The sequence below is a fragment of the Nakamurella deserti genome, from assembly GCF_003260015.1.
Taxonomy (GTDB): domain Bacteria; phylum Actinomycetota; class Actinomycetes; order Mycobacteriales; family Nakamurellaceae; genus Nakamurella; species Nakamurella deserti.
In genome coordinates, this window is sequence record NZ_QCXS01000002.1 from 2,271,879 (window position 1) to 2,286,272 (window position 14,394).

A 14,394-nucleotide genomic window follows, 5' to 3' on the forward strand; every position below is an offset into this window, starting at 1 on the left:
CACACCGATGATCGACACGGTCGTCGTCCCGACCGGGGCGGCGGTGCTGGCCCTGCTGCCCCGGCTGGCCGCCGCCCTCGACGGTGCCGGCCCGGCGCTGCGGCCGGTGACGGCGGACACCGCCCTGCCGCCGGCCGACGAGGTCCCCGGGCTCGCGCTCGTCGTCGCCACCTCCGGCTCGACCGGTGACCCCAAGCAGGTGCTGCTCACCGCGGACGCCCTGCGGCATTCGGCCACCGCGGGCCAACGACGACTCTCGCCCGGCGACCCCGGTCAGTGGCTGCTCACCCTGCCGGTGCACCACATCGCCGGCCTCAACGTGCTGCTGCGCGCCGTCGTCGCCGGCCGGGAACCGGTCGTGATGGACACCGCGGCGCCCTTCACGGCCGCGGCCTTCGCGGACGCCACCGACCGACTGGACGGTCCCGCGTTCGTGTCCCTGGTGCCGACCCAGTTGCACCGGCTGCTCGGCGACCCGGCCGGGACGGCGGCGCTGCGCCGATTCACCGCGGTGCTCGTCGGTGGCGCCGCCACCGCCCCGGCGCTGCTCGACCGGGCCCGCGCGGCCGGGGTCGCCGTGGTGACGAGCTACGGGATGAGCGAGACGTGCGGCGGCTGCGTCTACGACGGCCGACCGCTGGACGGGGTGTCGGTGAGCCTCGGCCCCGGCGGTCGCATCGTGCTGACCGGGCCCGTCGTCGGCGTCGGGTACGCCGGCCGGCCACCGTTCCCGTCCGGCCGCTTCGTCACCGGTGACCTCGGGACGATCGCCGACGGCCGGCTGACGGTGCTCGGCCGAGCCGACGACGTCCTCATCTCCGGTGGCGTCAACGTCGCGCCCCAGGCGGTGGAGGCCGCGCTGGCCGGAGCGCCCGGCGTCGGTCAGATCGCCGTCACCGGCGTCCCCGACCCGGAATGGGGCACCCGGATCGTCGCGGTGGTGGTCCCGGCCGAACCGGGCCCCCTGCTGGCCGACCTGCGCGCCCGGGCCACCGCGGTGGTCGGTGCGGCCGCCGCCCCGAAGGACCTGCTGCTCGTCGACGTGCTGCCGCTGCTGCCGGTGGGCAAGGTGGACCGCGTCGCGCTGGCCCGGCTCGCCCGGGCCGCCGTGGGATGACCGGCCCGGACCTCCCCGCGCTGCCGGAGTCGATGCTCGACGAGCCGCCCGACGCGCTGCTCGGCTGGGCCTCCCCGGTGCTGGCCGACGCCGGTTTCCGGCCGTCCGGCGAGCCGCTGGTGCGGCGGCGGGAGTGGTCGACCGTGGTCCGGTGGGACACCGACCGCGGCCCGGTGTGGGTGAAGGGCAACGCCCGCCCGTTCGGCGTCGAGGCGGCCCTGCTCGGGCTGCTCGCCCGGCACGCCCGCGACCACGTCGTGCCACCGATCGCGCTGGACCCGGTCCGCTGCCGGATGGTCCTGCCTGACGGGGGCAGGACCCTCCGGGAGTCCGGTGCGGCCACCGAGGCCGCGTGGACCGGACTGCTGACCGGGTACGCCGACCTGCAGGCGGCCATGGCGCGCCACCCGGCCGCGCTGCGGGCGGCGGGGCTGCCCGACCTGACGCCGTCGGCGCTGCCGGCGTGGTACCGCCTGGTGCTGGACCGCATCCACGCCGAGCCTGCGCTGGAGGCCCTGCTGGACGACGGTGCCCTGGAGGGTCTGGAGGAGCTGGTGCCGGCGACCGCGGCGCTGGCCGCCGAGCTCCCCGCCGACGGGCTCCCGGTGACGGTGGAGCACAACGACCTGCACCCCGGCAACGTCTTCGCCGGCGGGGGTGGCCGGGGGATGCGCCTCTTCGACTGGGGGGACGCGGTGCTCGCCCACCCGTTGCACGTGCTCGGCCGCACGGTGGCCACCGCCGTCGCCGAGCTGCCCGGTGACGATCCTCGGGCCGCGGCGGCGGTCGCCCGACGCCTGCGGGAGGCCCTGCTGCGGACCTGGTGCGCAGGCGGTCCGGTACCGGCCGAGCTGCACCGGTCGGCGACGATCGCCGCCGCGTTGTCGCAGATCACGACGACCGCGAGCCGGCTGCGGATGCCGCTGACCGCGACCCGGGAGCGCCGGCGCGCCTTCGTCGAGCTGCTCACCGGGTACGCCGGCGCGGTCCCCGCTCTCCTGCGCGGGTGACCCGGGTCGGACTCGTCACAGCCACCGCGGGGCGTCTGTTCGGTGTCCGCTCTGCCCGGATCGGCCCACGTAGGGTGCCAGGGTGGCCACGCTGAACGACTGGATCTCCGCGGCCCGTCCGCGCACCCTGCCGGCGGCGGTCGCGCCGGTGCTCGTCGGCACCGGGGCCGCCGAGGAGCTGGGCTCGTTCAGGCCCGGCCACGCACTGCTCTGCCTGGTCGTCTCCCTCGCCCTGCAGGTGGCGGTCAACTTCGCCAACGACTACTCCGACGGCATCCGCGGCACCGACGCGGTCCGGGTCGGGCCGGTCCGGCTGACGGCCAGCGGCGGGGCCAGCCCCACCTTGGTCAAGTACGCGGCCTTCGCGGCGTTCGCCGTGGCCGGGGTGGCCGGTGTGGCGCTGGCCGCGCTGGTCAGCTGGTGGCTGCTGCCGGTCGGGGCCGTCTGCATCCTCGCCGCCTGGTTCTACACCGGCGGACCGCGCCCGTACGGCTACGCCGGGTACGGCGAGGTGTTCGTCTTCACCTTCTTCGGGCTGGTGGCCGTCCTGGGCACCACCTTCGTCCAGGCCCGGGCGATCTCGATTCCCGCGGTGGCCGCGGCCATCGGCATCGGGCTGCTGGCGTGCGCGCTGCTGGTGGCCAACAATCTGCGCGACGTCCAGACCGACGCCACCGTCGGCAAGCGCACCCTGGCGGTCATCCTCGGCGCCCCGATGACCCGCCGGTTGTTCGCCGCGATGGTCGGACTGGCGTTCCTGGCGGTCCTCGTCGTCGGGTTGAGCCACCCCTGGTGCCTGCTCGGGCTGCTCGCCGCCCCGCTCGCCGTGGATCCGGTGCGGCGCGTGCTCACGGGGGCTTCCGGCCGGGATCTCATCGCGGTCCTGGGGGCCACCGGCCGACTCGAACTGGCCTACGCGGTCGCGCTCACCGTCGGTCTCCTCCTGGACTGATCCGGGACGGGCTCAGGAGTCGCCGCGCAGCGCGCTGCGCAGCCGTTCCCGCTCGGCGCGGCGCTCTCCGTGACGTGCCGCCATCGCCGCGGTGAGCCGGGCCCGTTGTCGGCCGAACAGCAGCAGTGACAGCGGCAGCTGCAGGATGATCGCGATGGTCAGCGCGATGATCAGGGGCACGAAGACGAACAGCACCGCGGTCAGGACCACGATCAGGCCGATCCGCAGGGCGGTGAAGGCCAGCAACGCCGGCATCAGGGCCGGGCGGGCGTCGGCGGGCGCGGTACCGGCCGGGCCGACCGGGGCCGGATCGGCGGGCGGGTTCATCGGGCTGCTCACCCGACCCAGCCTAACCGCGTGTTCCGTCGTCGCCGGAAGACGACGGCGCGGTGCGGTCAGGCGCGGCCGTCGTCGGCGGGCACTGAGTGCGGGCGCCCTTCGAACCAGGTGGACAGTACGACGGTGGTCCGGGTCCGGGCCACCCCCGAGATACCCCGCAGCCGCCCCAGGAACAGGTGCAGCTCGTCGACGGTGGCGACCCGGACCTTGACCACGTAGGCCTCGTCGCCGGCGACGCCGTAGCAGCTCTCGACCTCGGGCATCGACTCCAACGCGGCGACGACCTCCGCGTCGGTGGACGTCTCCCCCGGCTCGATGCCGATCAGGGCGGTCACCCCGAGACCGATAGAGGACGGCGCCACCACGGCCCGGTAGCCCGTGATGACCCCGGACGACTCGAGCTTGGCGACGCGCTCGTGGACCGCCGACGACGACAACCCCACCGCCCGGGCCAGTTCGGCGTAGCTGGCCCGGCCGTCGACCCGCAGGGCGTCGACGAGCTTCCGGTCCAGCGCATCCATCGCCACCGTCGCCTCCCCGTGGCGGTGAGCCGCCGTTACGTGTCCACCGCCGGCCGTCGGCCGCGGTGGCCGGGCCGTGCCTGGTGCACGCCCGCCAGCAGAGAGGCTAGCGGTCGCCGGGCGTGGCGGTCCGCACTCGGTGTCGTCCTCCCAAACCGGCGGCATGAGCGGCGCGGTCCCGGGGTAGGAGACTCCACGACAGCGTGACCCCACCTCGCCGGATGCTCCGGTACGGCCGTCACTGATCGCCGCATCGGCCGGCGGCACGCCACGCCGGGGTCACACACGAATCAACACCGCACCGAGCAGATCCGCACGGGTTTTCCCCGGATCGATCACCGTCGAGACCGTCCCGTGATCTGCACTTCCACCGCCGAACGGGCGGTGACCCCACCGAAACGAAACTCACACTCCGTGTCGGTTGACGCTCCCGGACGGGCGGATCCTCACGAATGAGGTTCGCAAGCCGACCGTAGGGTGGAAGCCGACCACCTGCGGCAACCCCATCGTGGCTCACGGTAGCCCGATCAGGTGGCCGACAAACGTCGCGAACCCGGCAATTCCACACGTGCGATATTGGTTGCTTATTGAGCTATTGGTCCGGGGTGTCGCATACTGGGATCAGCTGCTTCCCGCAGCGTGGCCGTCGGGGCCTGATCAAGGAGGTCATCTGTGTCGCTAGAAAGCAGCGAGCGTCTACTCACCCCGGGTGAGGTCGCACTCATGTTCCGCGTCGATCCCAAGACCGTCACCCGCTGGGCGTCGGCCGGTCGGATCGGCTCCATCCGTACGCCCGGAGGGCACCGTCGCTTCCGCGAGGCCGAGGTCCGGTCGCTGTTGACCGACCTCACCGTGGACGCCACCCGCTCCGCCTGACCTGAGCCGCGCGGGCCTGACCCGTTGCACCAGAGCCCCCGGGCGCCCACCGGCGCGACGGGGGTTCTGTGCTTTCCGGGCCCGGTGATACGGCCCCGGCCACCGTCGGCAGCCCCGCGCCCCCGGCAATCCCCGACGTCCTGGACGGCGCCGGCCGGCCCGTCCCGGCACGGTCGGGCCCGACGGCCCCACCCGGCGATACCCCGGGTCCCCTCCTGTGCGGCGCCTGCTCGCGTCCTCCTCCTGGCTCCGCCCCAGCGGGTCCGGTCCCGTGGCGAGGCCCCGCGGACCGTGGTCCGTCGTCCTGTCCCTGCGTGAACGGGCCGTTACGAGAACGTGAGACGCTCCCGCCGGGCGGTGCGTACTCTGGACCGAAAGGAGGAGCAATGCCCTATCTGCTGGTCGCTCTGGTCGTGACGGCCATCGTCGTGCTGCTCGCCTGGCGAGGGCTGGGCAACGCCGACGAAGGTCACAACGACGCCAAGCCCCGTCCCACCCTGCGTCCCCGGAACCGTGCACCCCGGGTGGTCGCACCCGACGACGATCCTGATTTCCTCGGCGAGATCGATCGCAAGTTGCGCGGTGAGGACAAGAGCGGCTGAGCCGCTGCCCCGCCTGACGACGACATCACAGCCCCGCCGGTCCTCCGGCGGGGCTGTCGTCTGTTCCAGGACTGTCCGGGCGTCCGGCCACGCCGACACCACCCCTGCGTCATCCGGCCGACCGGCCGCGGCACGCGTCCGCGCGCCGGTCGCGGCACCGCACTGCATGCCGGTCGCGGCCGGTCGCGGGTCCGCACGCCGGTCGCGGCCGGTCGCGGCACCGCTCCGCACGCCGGTCGCGGCACCGCCCTGCACGCCGGTCACGGCCGGTCGCGGCACGGGTCCGCACGCCGGTCGCGGCACCGCCCTGCACGCCGGTCGCGGCCGGTCGCGGCACGGGTCCGCACGCCGGTCACGGCACCGCTCCGCACGCCCGTCGCGGCACCGCGGAGCACCCGCCCCGGTCAGTGGGCGGACTGCAGGTCCGCGTCGCCGTCGGTCCCGCGCTCGGCGGCCGACGGGTCGCCGTGTCCGGAGCCGGTACCGGCGCTCTCGGCCGACGGGGCCTCGTCGCCGTCCGCGACGGCGCCGGATTCGGTGGTCACGTTCACGGGTTCGGTCATCGGACGAGCCTAGGCCCCGGCGCCGCCGCACGACGACCGGAGATCGACGGTGCGGGGCCGGAACGGCGAGGTGCCGCGGGAGGTCAGTTCAGGCCCGCGTAGGAGTGCAGACCGGCGATGACCATGTTGATGAAGAACAGGTTGAACACGATGGACACCAGACCCACGACGGAGATCCAGGCGGCCTTGGTGCCCCGCCAGCCGGCCGTGGCCCGCGCGTGCAGGTATCCCGCGTAGATCACCCAGGTGATGAACGCGCAGGTTTCCTTCGGGTCCCAGTTCCAGTACCGGCCCCAGGCCACCTCGGCCCACAGGGCGCCGGTGATGACCGCGAAGGTGTAGACGGGGAACGCGAGGATGGCCGTCCGGTACGCGATCCGGTCGATCCTGGCCAAGGTGGGCAGCTTCGACCAGACCGACCTCTGGTCGGCCCCCCGGCTCTCCCACCGCTGCCGCAGCACGTACAGCAGCGAGGCGATGCCGGAGAACATCAGTACGCCGCTGGACAGCGACACCGTGGTGACGTGGATCCACTTCCAGTACGAGTTCAGCGCCGGCTGCAGCTCCGCCACCGGCACGTAGAGCAGCGCGCCGTTGACGTACATGAGCAGGGTGACCGGCGTCAGCACGAACACACCGAGCGCGAGGTCGCGGTGCCGCAGCCGGACGACGAGGAAGGTGCCGATGACCGCGGCGGAGATGGCCGAGGTGAACTCGTACATGTTGCCCAGGGGCAGCCGGTCGGCCGCGAAGCCCCGGGTGACGATGGACACCAGGTGCGCCACGAACCCCAGGACGGCCACGGCCAGGCCGGCGCGACCGAACCGCTCGCCCCACGGGACGGCGGTGCGGGGAGTGTCGGTGACGTGCCCGTAGGGCGACGCGGTGGGCACGATGGGAATCCCGTCCGGGCGACCGTCGCGGGTGAGCGCGCCGGCCCTGACGAGCTGGTCGGCGGTGTCGGTGCGGGCGACGCTGCCGCTGCTCTCGTCGCGGGCGGCGATCCGCCGCGACGAGAACTCGACCGCGGTGCAGATCAGCGCCACGGTGTACGCCGCGGTGGCGGCGCCGAACGCCTGGTCGGAGAACGCGCCGAGCGTGCTGCTGACGGCCATCGATGATGCCTTTCTCGGAGCTGGGAATGCGGTGGTGCCGGTCGGACGGAGGTCCGCTAGCCGGACCGGGAGGGCCGCGCCAGGGCGGCGAGGGAACCGAATTCCTCCCCGTACCCGGCCTGGTCGGTCCGGGCCAGACCACCGACTTCGACGGTACTGCCGCCGGACCCGTCGGGTGTGATGCGGTACCACACACGGCGGCGCTTCACGATCAACGAGACCATCAGGCCGCCGAGCAGGGTGATCGCGAACACCAGGGCGTAGCCCTGGGCCGGGTCGTAGGACGTCTGCAGCTGCACCCACTGCTTGAAGCCGGTGAACTCGATCCTGGTGCCGTCGTCGAGGGTGAAGGACTCGCCGATCGTGAGGTTGGCCCGGTCCAGCTTCTCCAGTCCGCCGTTGTCGATCTGGCGTTGGTCCAGCGCGAAGATCGACTGACCGGCGCCGTCCTCCATCCCGAGATCGCCGCGCCAGGCCTGGATGGCCACGGCGGGATCGTCGGGGGCCGCACCGGCGGAGCTGAGGATGTTGGCGTTGCCGTGCGCGATGCCGGCCGTGGGCGCGAACAGTCCCTGCAGGGCGAGCTGGTGCTGCCGGACCTCGTCGCCGGTGTACCCGGGCGGGTCGGGGAACTTGACGACCCCCTCGGACAGCAACGTCGTGTCGGTCGGCTGGAAGGTCTGCCACGCGGTGCGCACCTCGCCGTTCGGGAAGGTCACCTGGAAGACGGGGCTGAAGCCGTGACCCAGCAGGTAGACCCGCTCACCGCTGATACGCAGCGGGTCGTTGACCTTCAGGTGCCGCGGGGTGAAGTCGGTGGACCCGGCCGCGACCTGTTCACCCGTCTGGTAGCCGATGGAGGCGTCGAAGTCGGTGGCCAGCCCCTGATCGGTGTACTGGGCGTCGAAGCGTTCCAGGTTGACGCAGAACGGCGCGAGGTCGGTGCCGTCGACGAGCAGGCCCGGGCGGAACGCGTCGTAGACCGACGGCGAGCTGGAGCAGAACCCCTGGCCCTCGGTGACGATCACGGTGCCCTCGAAGCCGAACATCTTGCCGACGGCGATGGCCGCCAGCAGTCCGAGCAGCGAGAAGTGGAACACCAGGTTCCCGACCTCGCGGAAGAAGCCCTTCTCCGCGGAGACGGTGACGACGCCACCGGACTCCTCGCGCCGGGTCGACCGCCAGCGGCGCAGGCCGGCGACGATGCGGGTCGCGGCCGCGTCCGGCGCCTCCGCGGTGGGGACGTCGGCGGCGTGGTGCGGCAACCGACCCAGGTTGCGGGGCGTGGCGACCGGCTTGGACCGCAGCGCCCCGACGAAGTCCCAGGTCCGCGGGACCAGACAGCCGATCAGCGAGGTGAACAGCGCCAGGTAGATGGCGGCGTACCAGGGCGATCCGAACACCCCGAAGAAGCCGAGCTCGTCCAGGATCGGCCCGAGCGTCGGGTTCTCGGTGATGAACGTGGCCGTCCGGCCGGCGTCCAGGGTCCACTGCGGCAGCAGCGCGCCCGGTAGCGAGGCCAGCGCCAACAGGAACAGCAGGATGAGCGCGACCCGCATGCTGGTGAGCTGTCGCCAGAGCACCCGGGCGACGCCGACCGCGGCCCGCACCCCGGTGGGGCGGCGGGGCGGTGCCGGAGGCGGGGGCGGCGGTTCGACCTGGTCGTCGGGCCGCAGGTGGGTGGTGTCGTGAGTGGTCACAGCAGCACTCCCCCGTCGCCGCGGACGACGCTGGTCCGCAGGAAGGTGATGAACTCGGTCCACAGCCCGGTCACCATCAGCACGCCGAGCGCGATGAGCAGCGCGCCGCCGAGGATCTGGATCTGGCGGCCGTGCCGGCGCAGGAAGCCCAGAGCGGTGCCGGCCCAGCCGAAACCCAGCGCCAGCAGCAGGAACGGCACACCCAGGCCGAGGCAGTAGAAGACGACGAGGAAGAGCCCGCGCCAGGCTTCGCCGTTCCACTCGGTGCTGAAGGTCAGCGACAGCACCGCGGCCAGCGTCGGACCGAGGCAGGTGACCCAGCCGAGGCCGAACACCACGCCGAGCAGCGGCGGGCCGACGTAGCGGCCGGTGGGCCGGGCGTGCAACCGGTACTCCCGTTGCAGCGGCCGGAAGAACCCGAGCATGACCAGGCCCATGACGATGGTGATGCCGCCGCCGATGCGGGTGAGCAGCTCCAGGTTGCCGGTGAGGGTGCGGGCGACGCCGAGGACCAGGGCGCTCTGCGCGAGGAAGACGGCGGTGAAGCCGAGCACGAACAGCAGCGTCGAGCCGACGAGCTGGCGGCGGACCCGGGTGCGGGTCCGGCCGCCCTCCTCGACGTCCTCGGCCTCCGCCCCGACCAGTCCGGTGAGGTAGGACAGGTAACCCGGGACCAGTGGCACCACGCACGGCGACGCGAACGACACCGCGCCGGCGGCCAGCGACAGCCCGGCCGCCAGCACGAACGGCCCCGAGACGATGGTGTCGGAGATGCCGGCCATCACCGGTCCCCGGTCACGAGGTGGGTGCCGCGTCGGCACCGGTGGTCGGGGTGGTGCCGCCCGTCGGAGTCACGCCGGCCGGCGTGGTCGGGTCGACCGACGGCGCGGTGGTGGGGGCGGGGTCGGGAACGCCGGCGGCCTGGTCGCCACCCTCGGCGACCAGCGCGTCGACGGCCTCGTCGAGCTCCTGGGCCTCGACCACCCGCAGGTAGATCTTGGCCACCTTGTGCTCGCGGTCCAGGACGATCGTCGTCGGGATCGACGAGGTGGGCAGCCCGCTCATCGACAGCAGCGTGCGCGTCGTCGGGTCGTAGATCGACGGGAACGGCATCGCCCGGGCCGCCATGAAGTCGGCCGCGGCCTGACGATCGTCTCTGATGTTGATCCCGAGGAACTGCACGGGATCGCCCGCCGACAACTCGGCCGCGACCTCGAGATCCTCCGCCTCGGCGCGGCACGGCACACACCACGAGCCCCACACGTTGAGCACCATGATCTTGCCGGCGTAGTCCGACAGCTTGATGGTCTGCCCGGCGTCGGTGACGCTGCTCCCGGTGAAGTCCTCGACGGTCCCCCGCTCGCCGGGCGCGTAGGTGAACTCGGACTTGCCCCCGGGCGAGACGAACACGAACGCCCCGTTTCCCGGGATCGCCGTCGCGTTCGACGTGCAGCCGCTGACGACGAGCGCCGTCGCGGCCGCGATGGCGGTCAGGATCCTTCTCATGCGCCGGCCTCCGGCTGGTTGTCGGGATCGGGGACGACGCCGCCCACCGGATCGTCGACCGCCGCGATGTGGGCGGCCGGTTCCCGGTAGTCGACCCGCTGGAAGACGCCGTCGGTGAACGTCAGCGACGTCAGCGACGCCACCGCGCACTGCCGCGACGCCGGGTTGTGCCACAGCCGCTGCCCGCTGAGATACCGCCGGAGCGTCCAGATCGGCAGCTGGTGCGACACGATGACCGCTTCGTGGCCGACCGCCCGGTCGTGCGCGGCGTAGACCGCGGCCAGCATCCGGTGGGCGATCTCCAGGTACGGCTCCCCCCACGACGGCGTGAACGGGTCCCGCATCTTCGCCCAACTGGCGGGGCGGCGCAGCACGTTGTCCCGACCGCTGGTCGGCGACCCGGCGAAGTCGTTGTCGGCCTCCAGGACCCGGTCGTCGGTGACGATCTCCAGCCCGTGACCGGCCGCGACCGGGGTGGCCGTCTCCTGGGCGCGCAGCAGCGACGAGGCCACGACGTGGATGATGTCGCGGTCGGCCAGCGCGGCCGCCGCGGCGTCGGCCATCGCCCGGCCGGAAGCGGCCAACCGGTAACCCGGCAGCCGTCCGTAGAGGATGTTGTCCGGGTTGTGCACCTTCCCGTGGCGCAGCAGATGCACCACGGTCGTCTCAGTACTCACGGGCGGCCTCCGTCGGCCGGGGAGCGAGTCCGGCGGGCGCGTCGACGGCGACCGGCGACGGCGACATCTGGGCGGGGGCCGGGGACCGCCGACCTCGCACCCACAAACCACCGGCGACGGACCAGCAGATCAGGCCGAGACCCCCGAGGGCGACGGCTCCGGCGATCCAGGGGGCGGAGTAGCGCCGCACCTCGTAGGACGGGTCACCCTGGACATACGACGGAAAGGCGTGGGCCGCGATGCCGTGCCGGAACAACGGGACCGTCACCGCGAGACAGATCACGCCGAGGACGACCAGCAGCACCGGCACCCAGGCGCGGCCCCGGGCGTCCGCGACGGCCGACGGGGTCGGCGACGCCGGTCCGTGGTGCACGGACGGGTTCGCGACGGGGTGCGACGCTCTGGCCGGGGCCGGGACGTCCGGACTGGACACGGTTATCTGATGCCCTGCGCCTTGGCCCGGATGAAGTACGTGGCGCCCTTGCCGACGTAGAGCATGGCCAGGCCGATGAGCACCAGCAGTCCGCCGAGCAGCAGCAGGGCATTGCCGAAGAATCCGAGCATGGTGCCGACGAGCAGCAACGCACCGACGATGCTGACCAGCCGGCGGGCCCAGCGCGCGCCCTTGAACAGGCCGTAGCCGCCGACCAGCAGACCGATTCCGATGGCCGTGACCACGATGCCGATCATCAGCAACTGGCCCTGCGCACCGGAGATCTGATCGGCCGTGGGGGCGCTGGCGATGGACCTGCAGAAGGTGATGAGGTCGCTGGTGTCGGTGGTGGTCACCGCGGCGCCCAGGCCGATGCCCTGGTCGGTGCACGACTGGATGTCGGCGACGAGGCCCTCGACGACCGACGTGCGGGTGAGGACGGCGTTGAGGCCGACGAACAGCGACACCACTCCGGCGAACATGGAGAAGCCGCCGGCGATCTTGACCGTGCGGGGCAGCGGGTTGGGTGCGTCCGGGTCCAGGTCGACCGGCTCACGGGGAGCCATCGCGGCCTTGAAGGTGTCCATGAAGCGCGGACGGCCCGACCCGTTGTTCATGCTCATGACCCCAACTTACCTGCTGCGACACACCGGCCGGGTCGACCGGAACGGCCCGGCACCGCTGCGGCGCCGGTGCCCGCTCCGGCTAGCGTGGGAGGCGACATGGACCAGCACACGGACTCCCCGGCGAACGCCCTCTTCGCCCCGCCGGACGCCTCCTGGCAGCGCCTGACCTCGCGGTATCTGTCGATGCGCCGACTGGTGTCGGCGGTGGTGATCGGGGTCGTCACCGTCGTCGCGGCGGCCGTGGTGACCCTCGCCACGGCCCGGCCGTGGCTCGGCGGCGTCGTCGTCGTCATCGGTGTGGTGTCGATCGCCGTCCGGCTGGTTGTCGTCACCCGGAACTGGCGCTCGTGGGGCTACGCCGAGCGGGACGAGGACCTGTATCTGACCCACGGGGTGCTGTTCCGGCGGCTCACCGCGGTGCCCTACGGCCGGATGCAGGTGGTGGAGGTGACGTCGGGGCCGTTGCAACGCGCCTACGGGCTGGCCACCGTCAGCCTGCAGACCGCCTCTCCCGGGACCGGCGCGCAGATCCCCGGCCTGCTGCCCGACGAGGCCGTCCGGCTCCGGGACCGGCTCACCGAGCGTGGCCGGACCCGGGCGATGAACCTGTGAGGCCTGCACCGGTGCGGTCCGGGCCGGTGGCCGTCGGGCGGGCGCGGTGCACTCCGGCGGGCCGCGACCCCGCCCGGCGGCGCTGGGCACCCGCGGACACCACGCGGTGGGACACCGCCGGATGACCGCGCCCGGCCCGCCGGGGTCCACACCGCCCACACCGCCCACACCGCCTTCGCAGCGCACGCCGCCCGCGCAGCTCACCCCGCCCGCGCAGCTCACACCGCCCGCGCAGCTCACACCGCCCATGCCGCCACTGCCCGTCGCGGAGACCGGCAAACGCACCGAACGACCGCATCCGCTGACTCCGTTGATCCGCGGCTGGCTGCTGCTGGTGGCGATCGTGCTGGCCGTGGGCCGGGAGTTCCTGCCCGACGGCCACCGGGACGGCGGCTTCCAGCGCGGTGACCTCCGGTGGCTGTTCATCGCCCTGGGCGTGGCCGTGCTGCTCGCCGCCGCGGCCGGCTTCGTCAGCTGGTGGTTCACCCACTTCGTCATCGACGACGACGAGATCCGGGTCGACTCGGGGGCGCTGTGGCGCCGTTCCGCCCGGGTCGGCTTCGAGCGGCTGCAGTCCGTGGACATCGTGCAGCCGTTCGCGGCCCGGCCGTTCGGGCTGGTCGAGCTACGACTGGAGGCCGGCGGCGGCGACCGGTCGCTGGTGCTGCGGTACCTGCGGCGGGCGCACGCCGACCGGCTCCGCGGCTACCTGCTGGCCCGGGCGCACGGCGAGCAGCGGTCGGTCGCCGACGACCACGGCCCCGTGGCGAGCGGGTTCACCGATCTGGGCGCCGACGACCGGCCGTTGGTCACGGTGTCGTCGGCGCGCCTCATCGGCAGCTTCCTGTTGTCCACGGAGTGGTTGCTCAGCGCGGGGGCGCTGGTCGCGATGCTGGTGCTCGGGCGGTGGTTCGCGGTGCTGTCGTTCCTGGTGCCGTCGATGATCCCGGTGGCGATCGGCACGCTGACCCTCGTCAGCCGACGCGTGCTGGCCATGTTCCGGTTCACGTTGTCCGAGTCCCCGCACGGGCTGCGGGTCGCGCGCGGGTTGACCAACCTGACCAGCCAGTCGGTACCGCTGGACCGGGTGCAGGGCGTGCGCGTCACCCAGTCGCTGCTGTGGCGGCCGTTCGGGTGGTACCGGCTGGACGTCGACGTGCTCGGGTACCGATCCGAGCGCGAGGAGAACAACCGCTCGGAGGCGACGACGGTGCTGCTCCCGGTGGCCGACCGCGGTCAGCTGGCCGGGGCGCTGAGCCGGGTGCTGCCCGGCGTGGACGTCGACGCGGTGCCGTTGCGGCGACCCCCCGCCCGGGCCCGCGCGTTGCGCTGGCTCGACTTCCGGGTGTTGCGCTCGGGGTGGGACGCCCGCGTGGTGGTCACCGATCACGGCCTGTTGGTGTGGACCCGCGACATCGTGCCCCACGGGAAGGCGCAGTCCGCGCGGATCCGGCAGGGTCCGCTGCAACGGCTGCTGCGGCTGGCCGACGTGCATGTCGACACCACCCCGGGTCCGGTGGACGCCGTCGCCCGCCAGCTCGACGTCGCCGACGCCCGGGCGATGGCGACGGGCCAACTGGACCGCACCCGGGCCGCACTGCGCACCCGCCCACCCCGGTCGTGAGCGACCGGCCGACGCCGGGCCCGCCGACTCCGGTCAGGCGTCAGCGACGATCGGGTGATCGGCACACGATGCCCGCCGGCCCGAGCGGCCGACGGCTCCGACCAGGCGTCAGCGACGCCCG

17 protein-coding genes are annotated in these 14,394 nt (G+C 73.2%); 7 read left to right on the forward strand and 10 right to left on the reverse strand.

Annotated features, from left to right (window positions below):
• Positions 1-7: 7 nt before the first annotated feature.
• From menE to DB033_RS10370, 3 genes are all read left to right on the forward strand, one after another.
• Complete coding sequence (gene menE / locus DB033_RS10360) at positions 8-1,117, forward strand: o-succinylbenzoate--CoA ligase (protein ID WP_111766607.1); 1,110 nt, start codon at positions 8-10, stop codon at positions 1,115-1,117.
• Positions 1,114-2,127, forward strand: a complete 1,014-nt coding sequence (locus DB033_RS10365; protein WP_111766608.1) for an aminoglycoside phosphotransferase family protein — start codon at positions 1,114-1,116, stop codon at positions 2,125-2,127. The genes menE and DB033_RS10365 overlap by 4 nt, the downstream gene beginning before the upstream one ends.
• An 82-nt stretch (positions 2,128-2,209) precedes the next feature.
• Positions 2,210-3,079: a 1,4-dihydroxy-2-naphthoate polyprenyltransferase gene (locus DB033_RS10370; protein ID WP_111766609.1), complete on the forward strand. Its 870-nt coding sequence runs from the start codon at positions 2,210-2,212 to the stop codon at positions 3,077-3,079.
• 12 nt (positions 3,080-3,091) lie between these two features.
• On the opposite strand, the gene DB033_RS10375 is transcribed toward DB033_RS10370, so the two are convergent.
• Both DB033_RS10375 and DB033_RS10380 read right to left on the reverse strand, forming a co-directional pair.
• Complete coding sequence (locus DB033_RS10375; protein ID WP_157970619.1) at positions 3,092-3,418, reverse strand: DUF4229 domain-containing protein; 327 nt, start codon at positions 3,416-3,418, stop codon at positions 3,092-3,094.
• 56 nt (positions 3,419-3,474) lie between these two features.
• A complete protein-coding gene (locus DB033_RS10380; protein WP_111766611.1) occupies positions 3,475-3,939 on the reverse strand; it encodes an Lrp/AsnC family transcriptional regulator in 465 nt (154 codons plus the stop codon).
• Positions 3,940-4,611: 672 nt separating this feature from the next.
• Here DB033_RS10380 and DB033_RS10385 point away from each other — a divergent pair.
• Positions 4,612-4,815, forward strand: coding sequence for a BldC family transcriptional regulator (locus DB033_RS10385; RefSeq protein ID WP_111766612.1), 204 nt, complete (start codon positions 4,612-4,614; stop codon positions 4,813-4,815).
• Between the two features lie 386 nt (positions 4,816-5,201).
• Positions 5,202-5,417 carry a hypothetical protein gene (locus DB033_RS10390; RefSeq protein ID WP_111766613.1) on the forward strand — a complete coding sequence of 72 codons (216 nt, stop codon included), beginning with the start codon at positions 5,202-5,204 and terminating at the stop codon, positions 5,415-5,417.
• 404 nt (positions 5,418-5,821) lie between these two features.
• Here the strand turns inward: DB033_RS10390 and DB033_RS20665 are convergent, their stop codons facing one another.
• From DB033_RS20665 to DB033_RS10425, 8 genes are all read right to left on the reverse strand, one after another.
• Positions 5,822-5,980 (reverse strand): hypothetical protein, encoded by a 159-nt coding sequence (locus DB033_RS20665; RefSeq protein ID WP_157970620.1) that lies wholly within the window; start codon positions 5,978-5,980, stop codon positions 5,822-5,824.
• Between the two features lie 83 nt (positions 5,981-6,063).
• Positions 6,064-7,095 carry a c-type cytochrome biogenesis protein CcsB gene (ccsB, locus tag DB033_RS10395; RefSeq protein WP_111766614.1) on the reverse strand — a complete coding sequence of 344 codons (1,032 nt, stop codon included), beginning with the start codon at positions 7,093-7,095 and terminating at the stop codon, positions 6,064-6,066.
• A 56-nt stretch (positions 7,096-7,151) separates the two neighbouring features.
• Complete coding sequence (gene resB, locus DB033_RS10400; RefSeq protein ID WP_240615827.1) at positions 7,152-8,795, reverse strand: cytochrome c biogenesis protein ResB; 1,644 nt, start codon at positions 8,793-8,795, stop codon at positions 7,152-7,154.
• Positions 8,792-9,577, reverse strand: a complete 786-nt coding sequence (locus DB033_RS10405; RefSeq protein WP_111766615.1) for a cytochrome c biogenesis CcdA family protein — start codon at positions 9,575-9,577, stop codon at positions 8,792-8,794. The genes resB and DB033_RS10405 overlap by 4 nt, the downstream gene beginning before the upstream one ends.
• A 13-nt stretch (positions 9,578-9,590) precedes the next feature.
• The gene (locus tag DB033_RS10410; protein ID WP_111766616.1) at positions 9,591-10,301 is read right to left on the reverse strand and encodes a TlpA family protein disulfide reductase; all 711 of its coding nucleotides are present in this window, start codon (positions 10,299-10,301) and stop codon (positions 9,591-9,593) included.
• Positions 10,298-10,978, reverse strand: a complete 681-nt coding sequence (locus DB033_RS10415) for a histidine phosphatase family protein (RefSeq protein ID WP_111766617.1) — start codon at positions 10,976-10,978, stop codon at positions 10,298-10,300. Before DB033_RS10415 ends, DB033_RS10410 begins: the two co-directional genes overlap by 4 nt.
• Positions 10,968-11,351 carry a hypothetical protein gene (locus DB033_RS10420; RefSeq protein ID WP_111766618.1) on the reverse strand — a complete coding sequence of 128 codons (384 nt, stop codon included), beginning with the start codon at positions 11,349-11,351 and terminating at the stop codon, positions 10,968-10,970. Before DB033_RS10420 ends, DB033_RS10415 begins: the two co-directional genes overlap by 11 nt.
• Positions 11,352-11,413: 62 nt before the next feature.
• The gene (locus tag DB033_RS10425) at positions 11,414-12,034 is read right to left on the reverse strand and encodes a hypothetical protein (protein ID WP_111766619.1); all 621 of its coding nucleotides are present in this window, start codon (positions 12,032-12,034) and stop codon (positions 11,414-11,416) included.
• A 99-nt stretch (positions 12,035-12,133) separates the two neighbouring features.
• Between DB033_RS10425 and DB033_RS10430 the strand changes: the two genes are divergently transcribed.
• Together DB033_RS10430 and DB033_RS10435 are read left to right on the forward strand one after the other, a co-directional pair.
• Positions 12,134-12,649 (forward strand): PH domain-containing protein, encoded by a 516-nt coding sequence (locus tag DB033_RS10430; protein WP_111766620.1) that lies wholly within the window; start codon positions 12,134-12,136, stop codon positions 12,647-12,649.
• Positions 12,650-12,896: 247 nt separating this feature from the next.
• Positions 12,897-14,273 (forward strand): PH domain-containing protein, encoded by a 1,377-nt coding sequence (locus DB033_RS10435; RefSeq protein ID WP_111766621.1) that lies wholly within the window; start codon positions 12,897-12,899, stop codon positions 14,271-14,273.
• Positions 14,274-14,394 lie beyond the last annotated feature (121 nt).

What these genes read in the sequence shown, in the direction of transcription:
- DB033_RS10390 (WP_111766613.1), top strand. Translation starts at nt 5,202, where the DNA reads ATGCCCTATCTGCTGGTCGCTCTGGTCGTGACGGCCATCGTCGTGCTG.
- DB033_RS10380 (WP_111766611.1), bottom strand. Translation starts at nt 3,939, where the DNA reads ATGGATGCGCTGGACCGGAAGCTCGTCGACGCCCTGCGGGTCGACGGC.
- DB033_RS10425 (WP_111766619.1), bottom strand. Translation starts at nt 12,034, where the DNA reads ATGAGCATGAACAACGGGTCGGGCCGTCCGCGCTTCATGGACACCTTC.
- DB033_RS10405 (WP_111766615.1), bottom strand. Translation starts at nt 9,577, where the DNA reads ATGGCCGGCATCTCCGACACCATCGTCTCGGGGCCGTTCGTGCTGGCG.
- DB033_RS10410 (WP_111766616.1), bottom strand. Translation starts at nt 10,301, where the DNA reads ATGAGAAGGATCCTGACCGCCATCGCGGCCGCGACGGCGCTCGTCGTC.
- DB033_RS20665 (WP_157970620.1), bottom strand. Translation starts at nt 5,980, where the DNA reads ATGACCGAACCCGTGAACGTGACCACCGAATCCGGCGCCGTCGCGGAC.
- menE (WP_111766607.1), top strand. Translation starts at nt 8, where the DNA reads ATGATCGACACGGTCGTCGTCCCGACCGGGGCGGCGGTGCTGGCCCTG.
- DB033_RS10435 (WP_111766621.1), top strand. Translation starts at nt 12,897, where the DNA reads ATGCCGCCACTGCCCGTCGCGGAGACCGGCAAACGCACCGAACGACCG.
- DB033_RS10430 (WP_111766620.1), top strand. Translation starts at nt 12,134, where the DNA reads ATGGACCAGCACACGGACTCCCCGGCGAACGCCCTCTTCGCCCCGCCG.
- ccsB (WP_111766614.1), bottom strand. Translation starts at nt 7,095, where the DNA reads ATGGCCGTCAGCAGCACGCTCGGCGCGTTCTCCGACCAGGCGTTCGGC.
- DB033_RS10365 (WP_111766608.1), top strand. Translation starts at nt 1,114, where the DNA reads ATGACCGGCCCGGACCTCCCCGCGCTGCCGGAGTCGATGCTCGACGAG.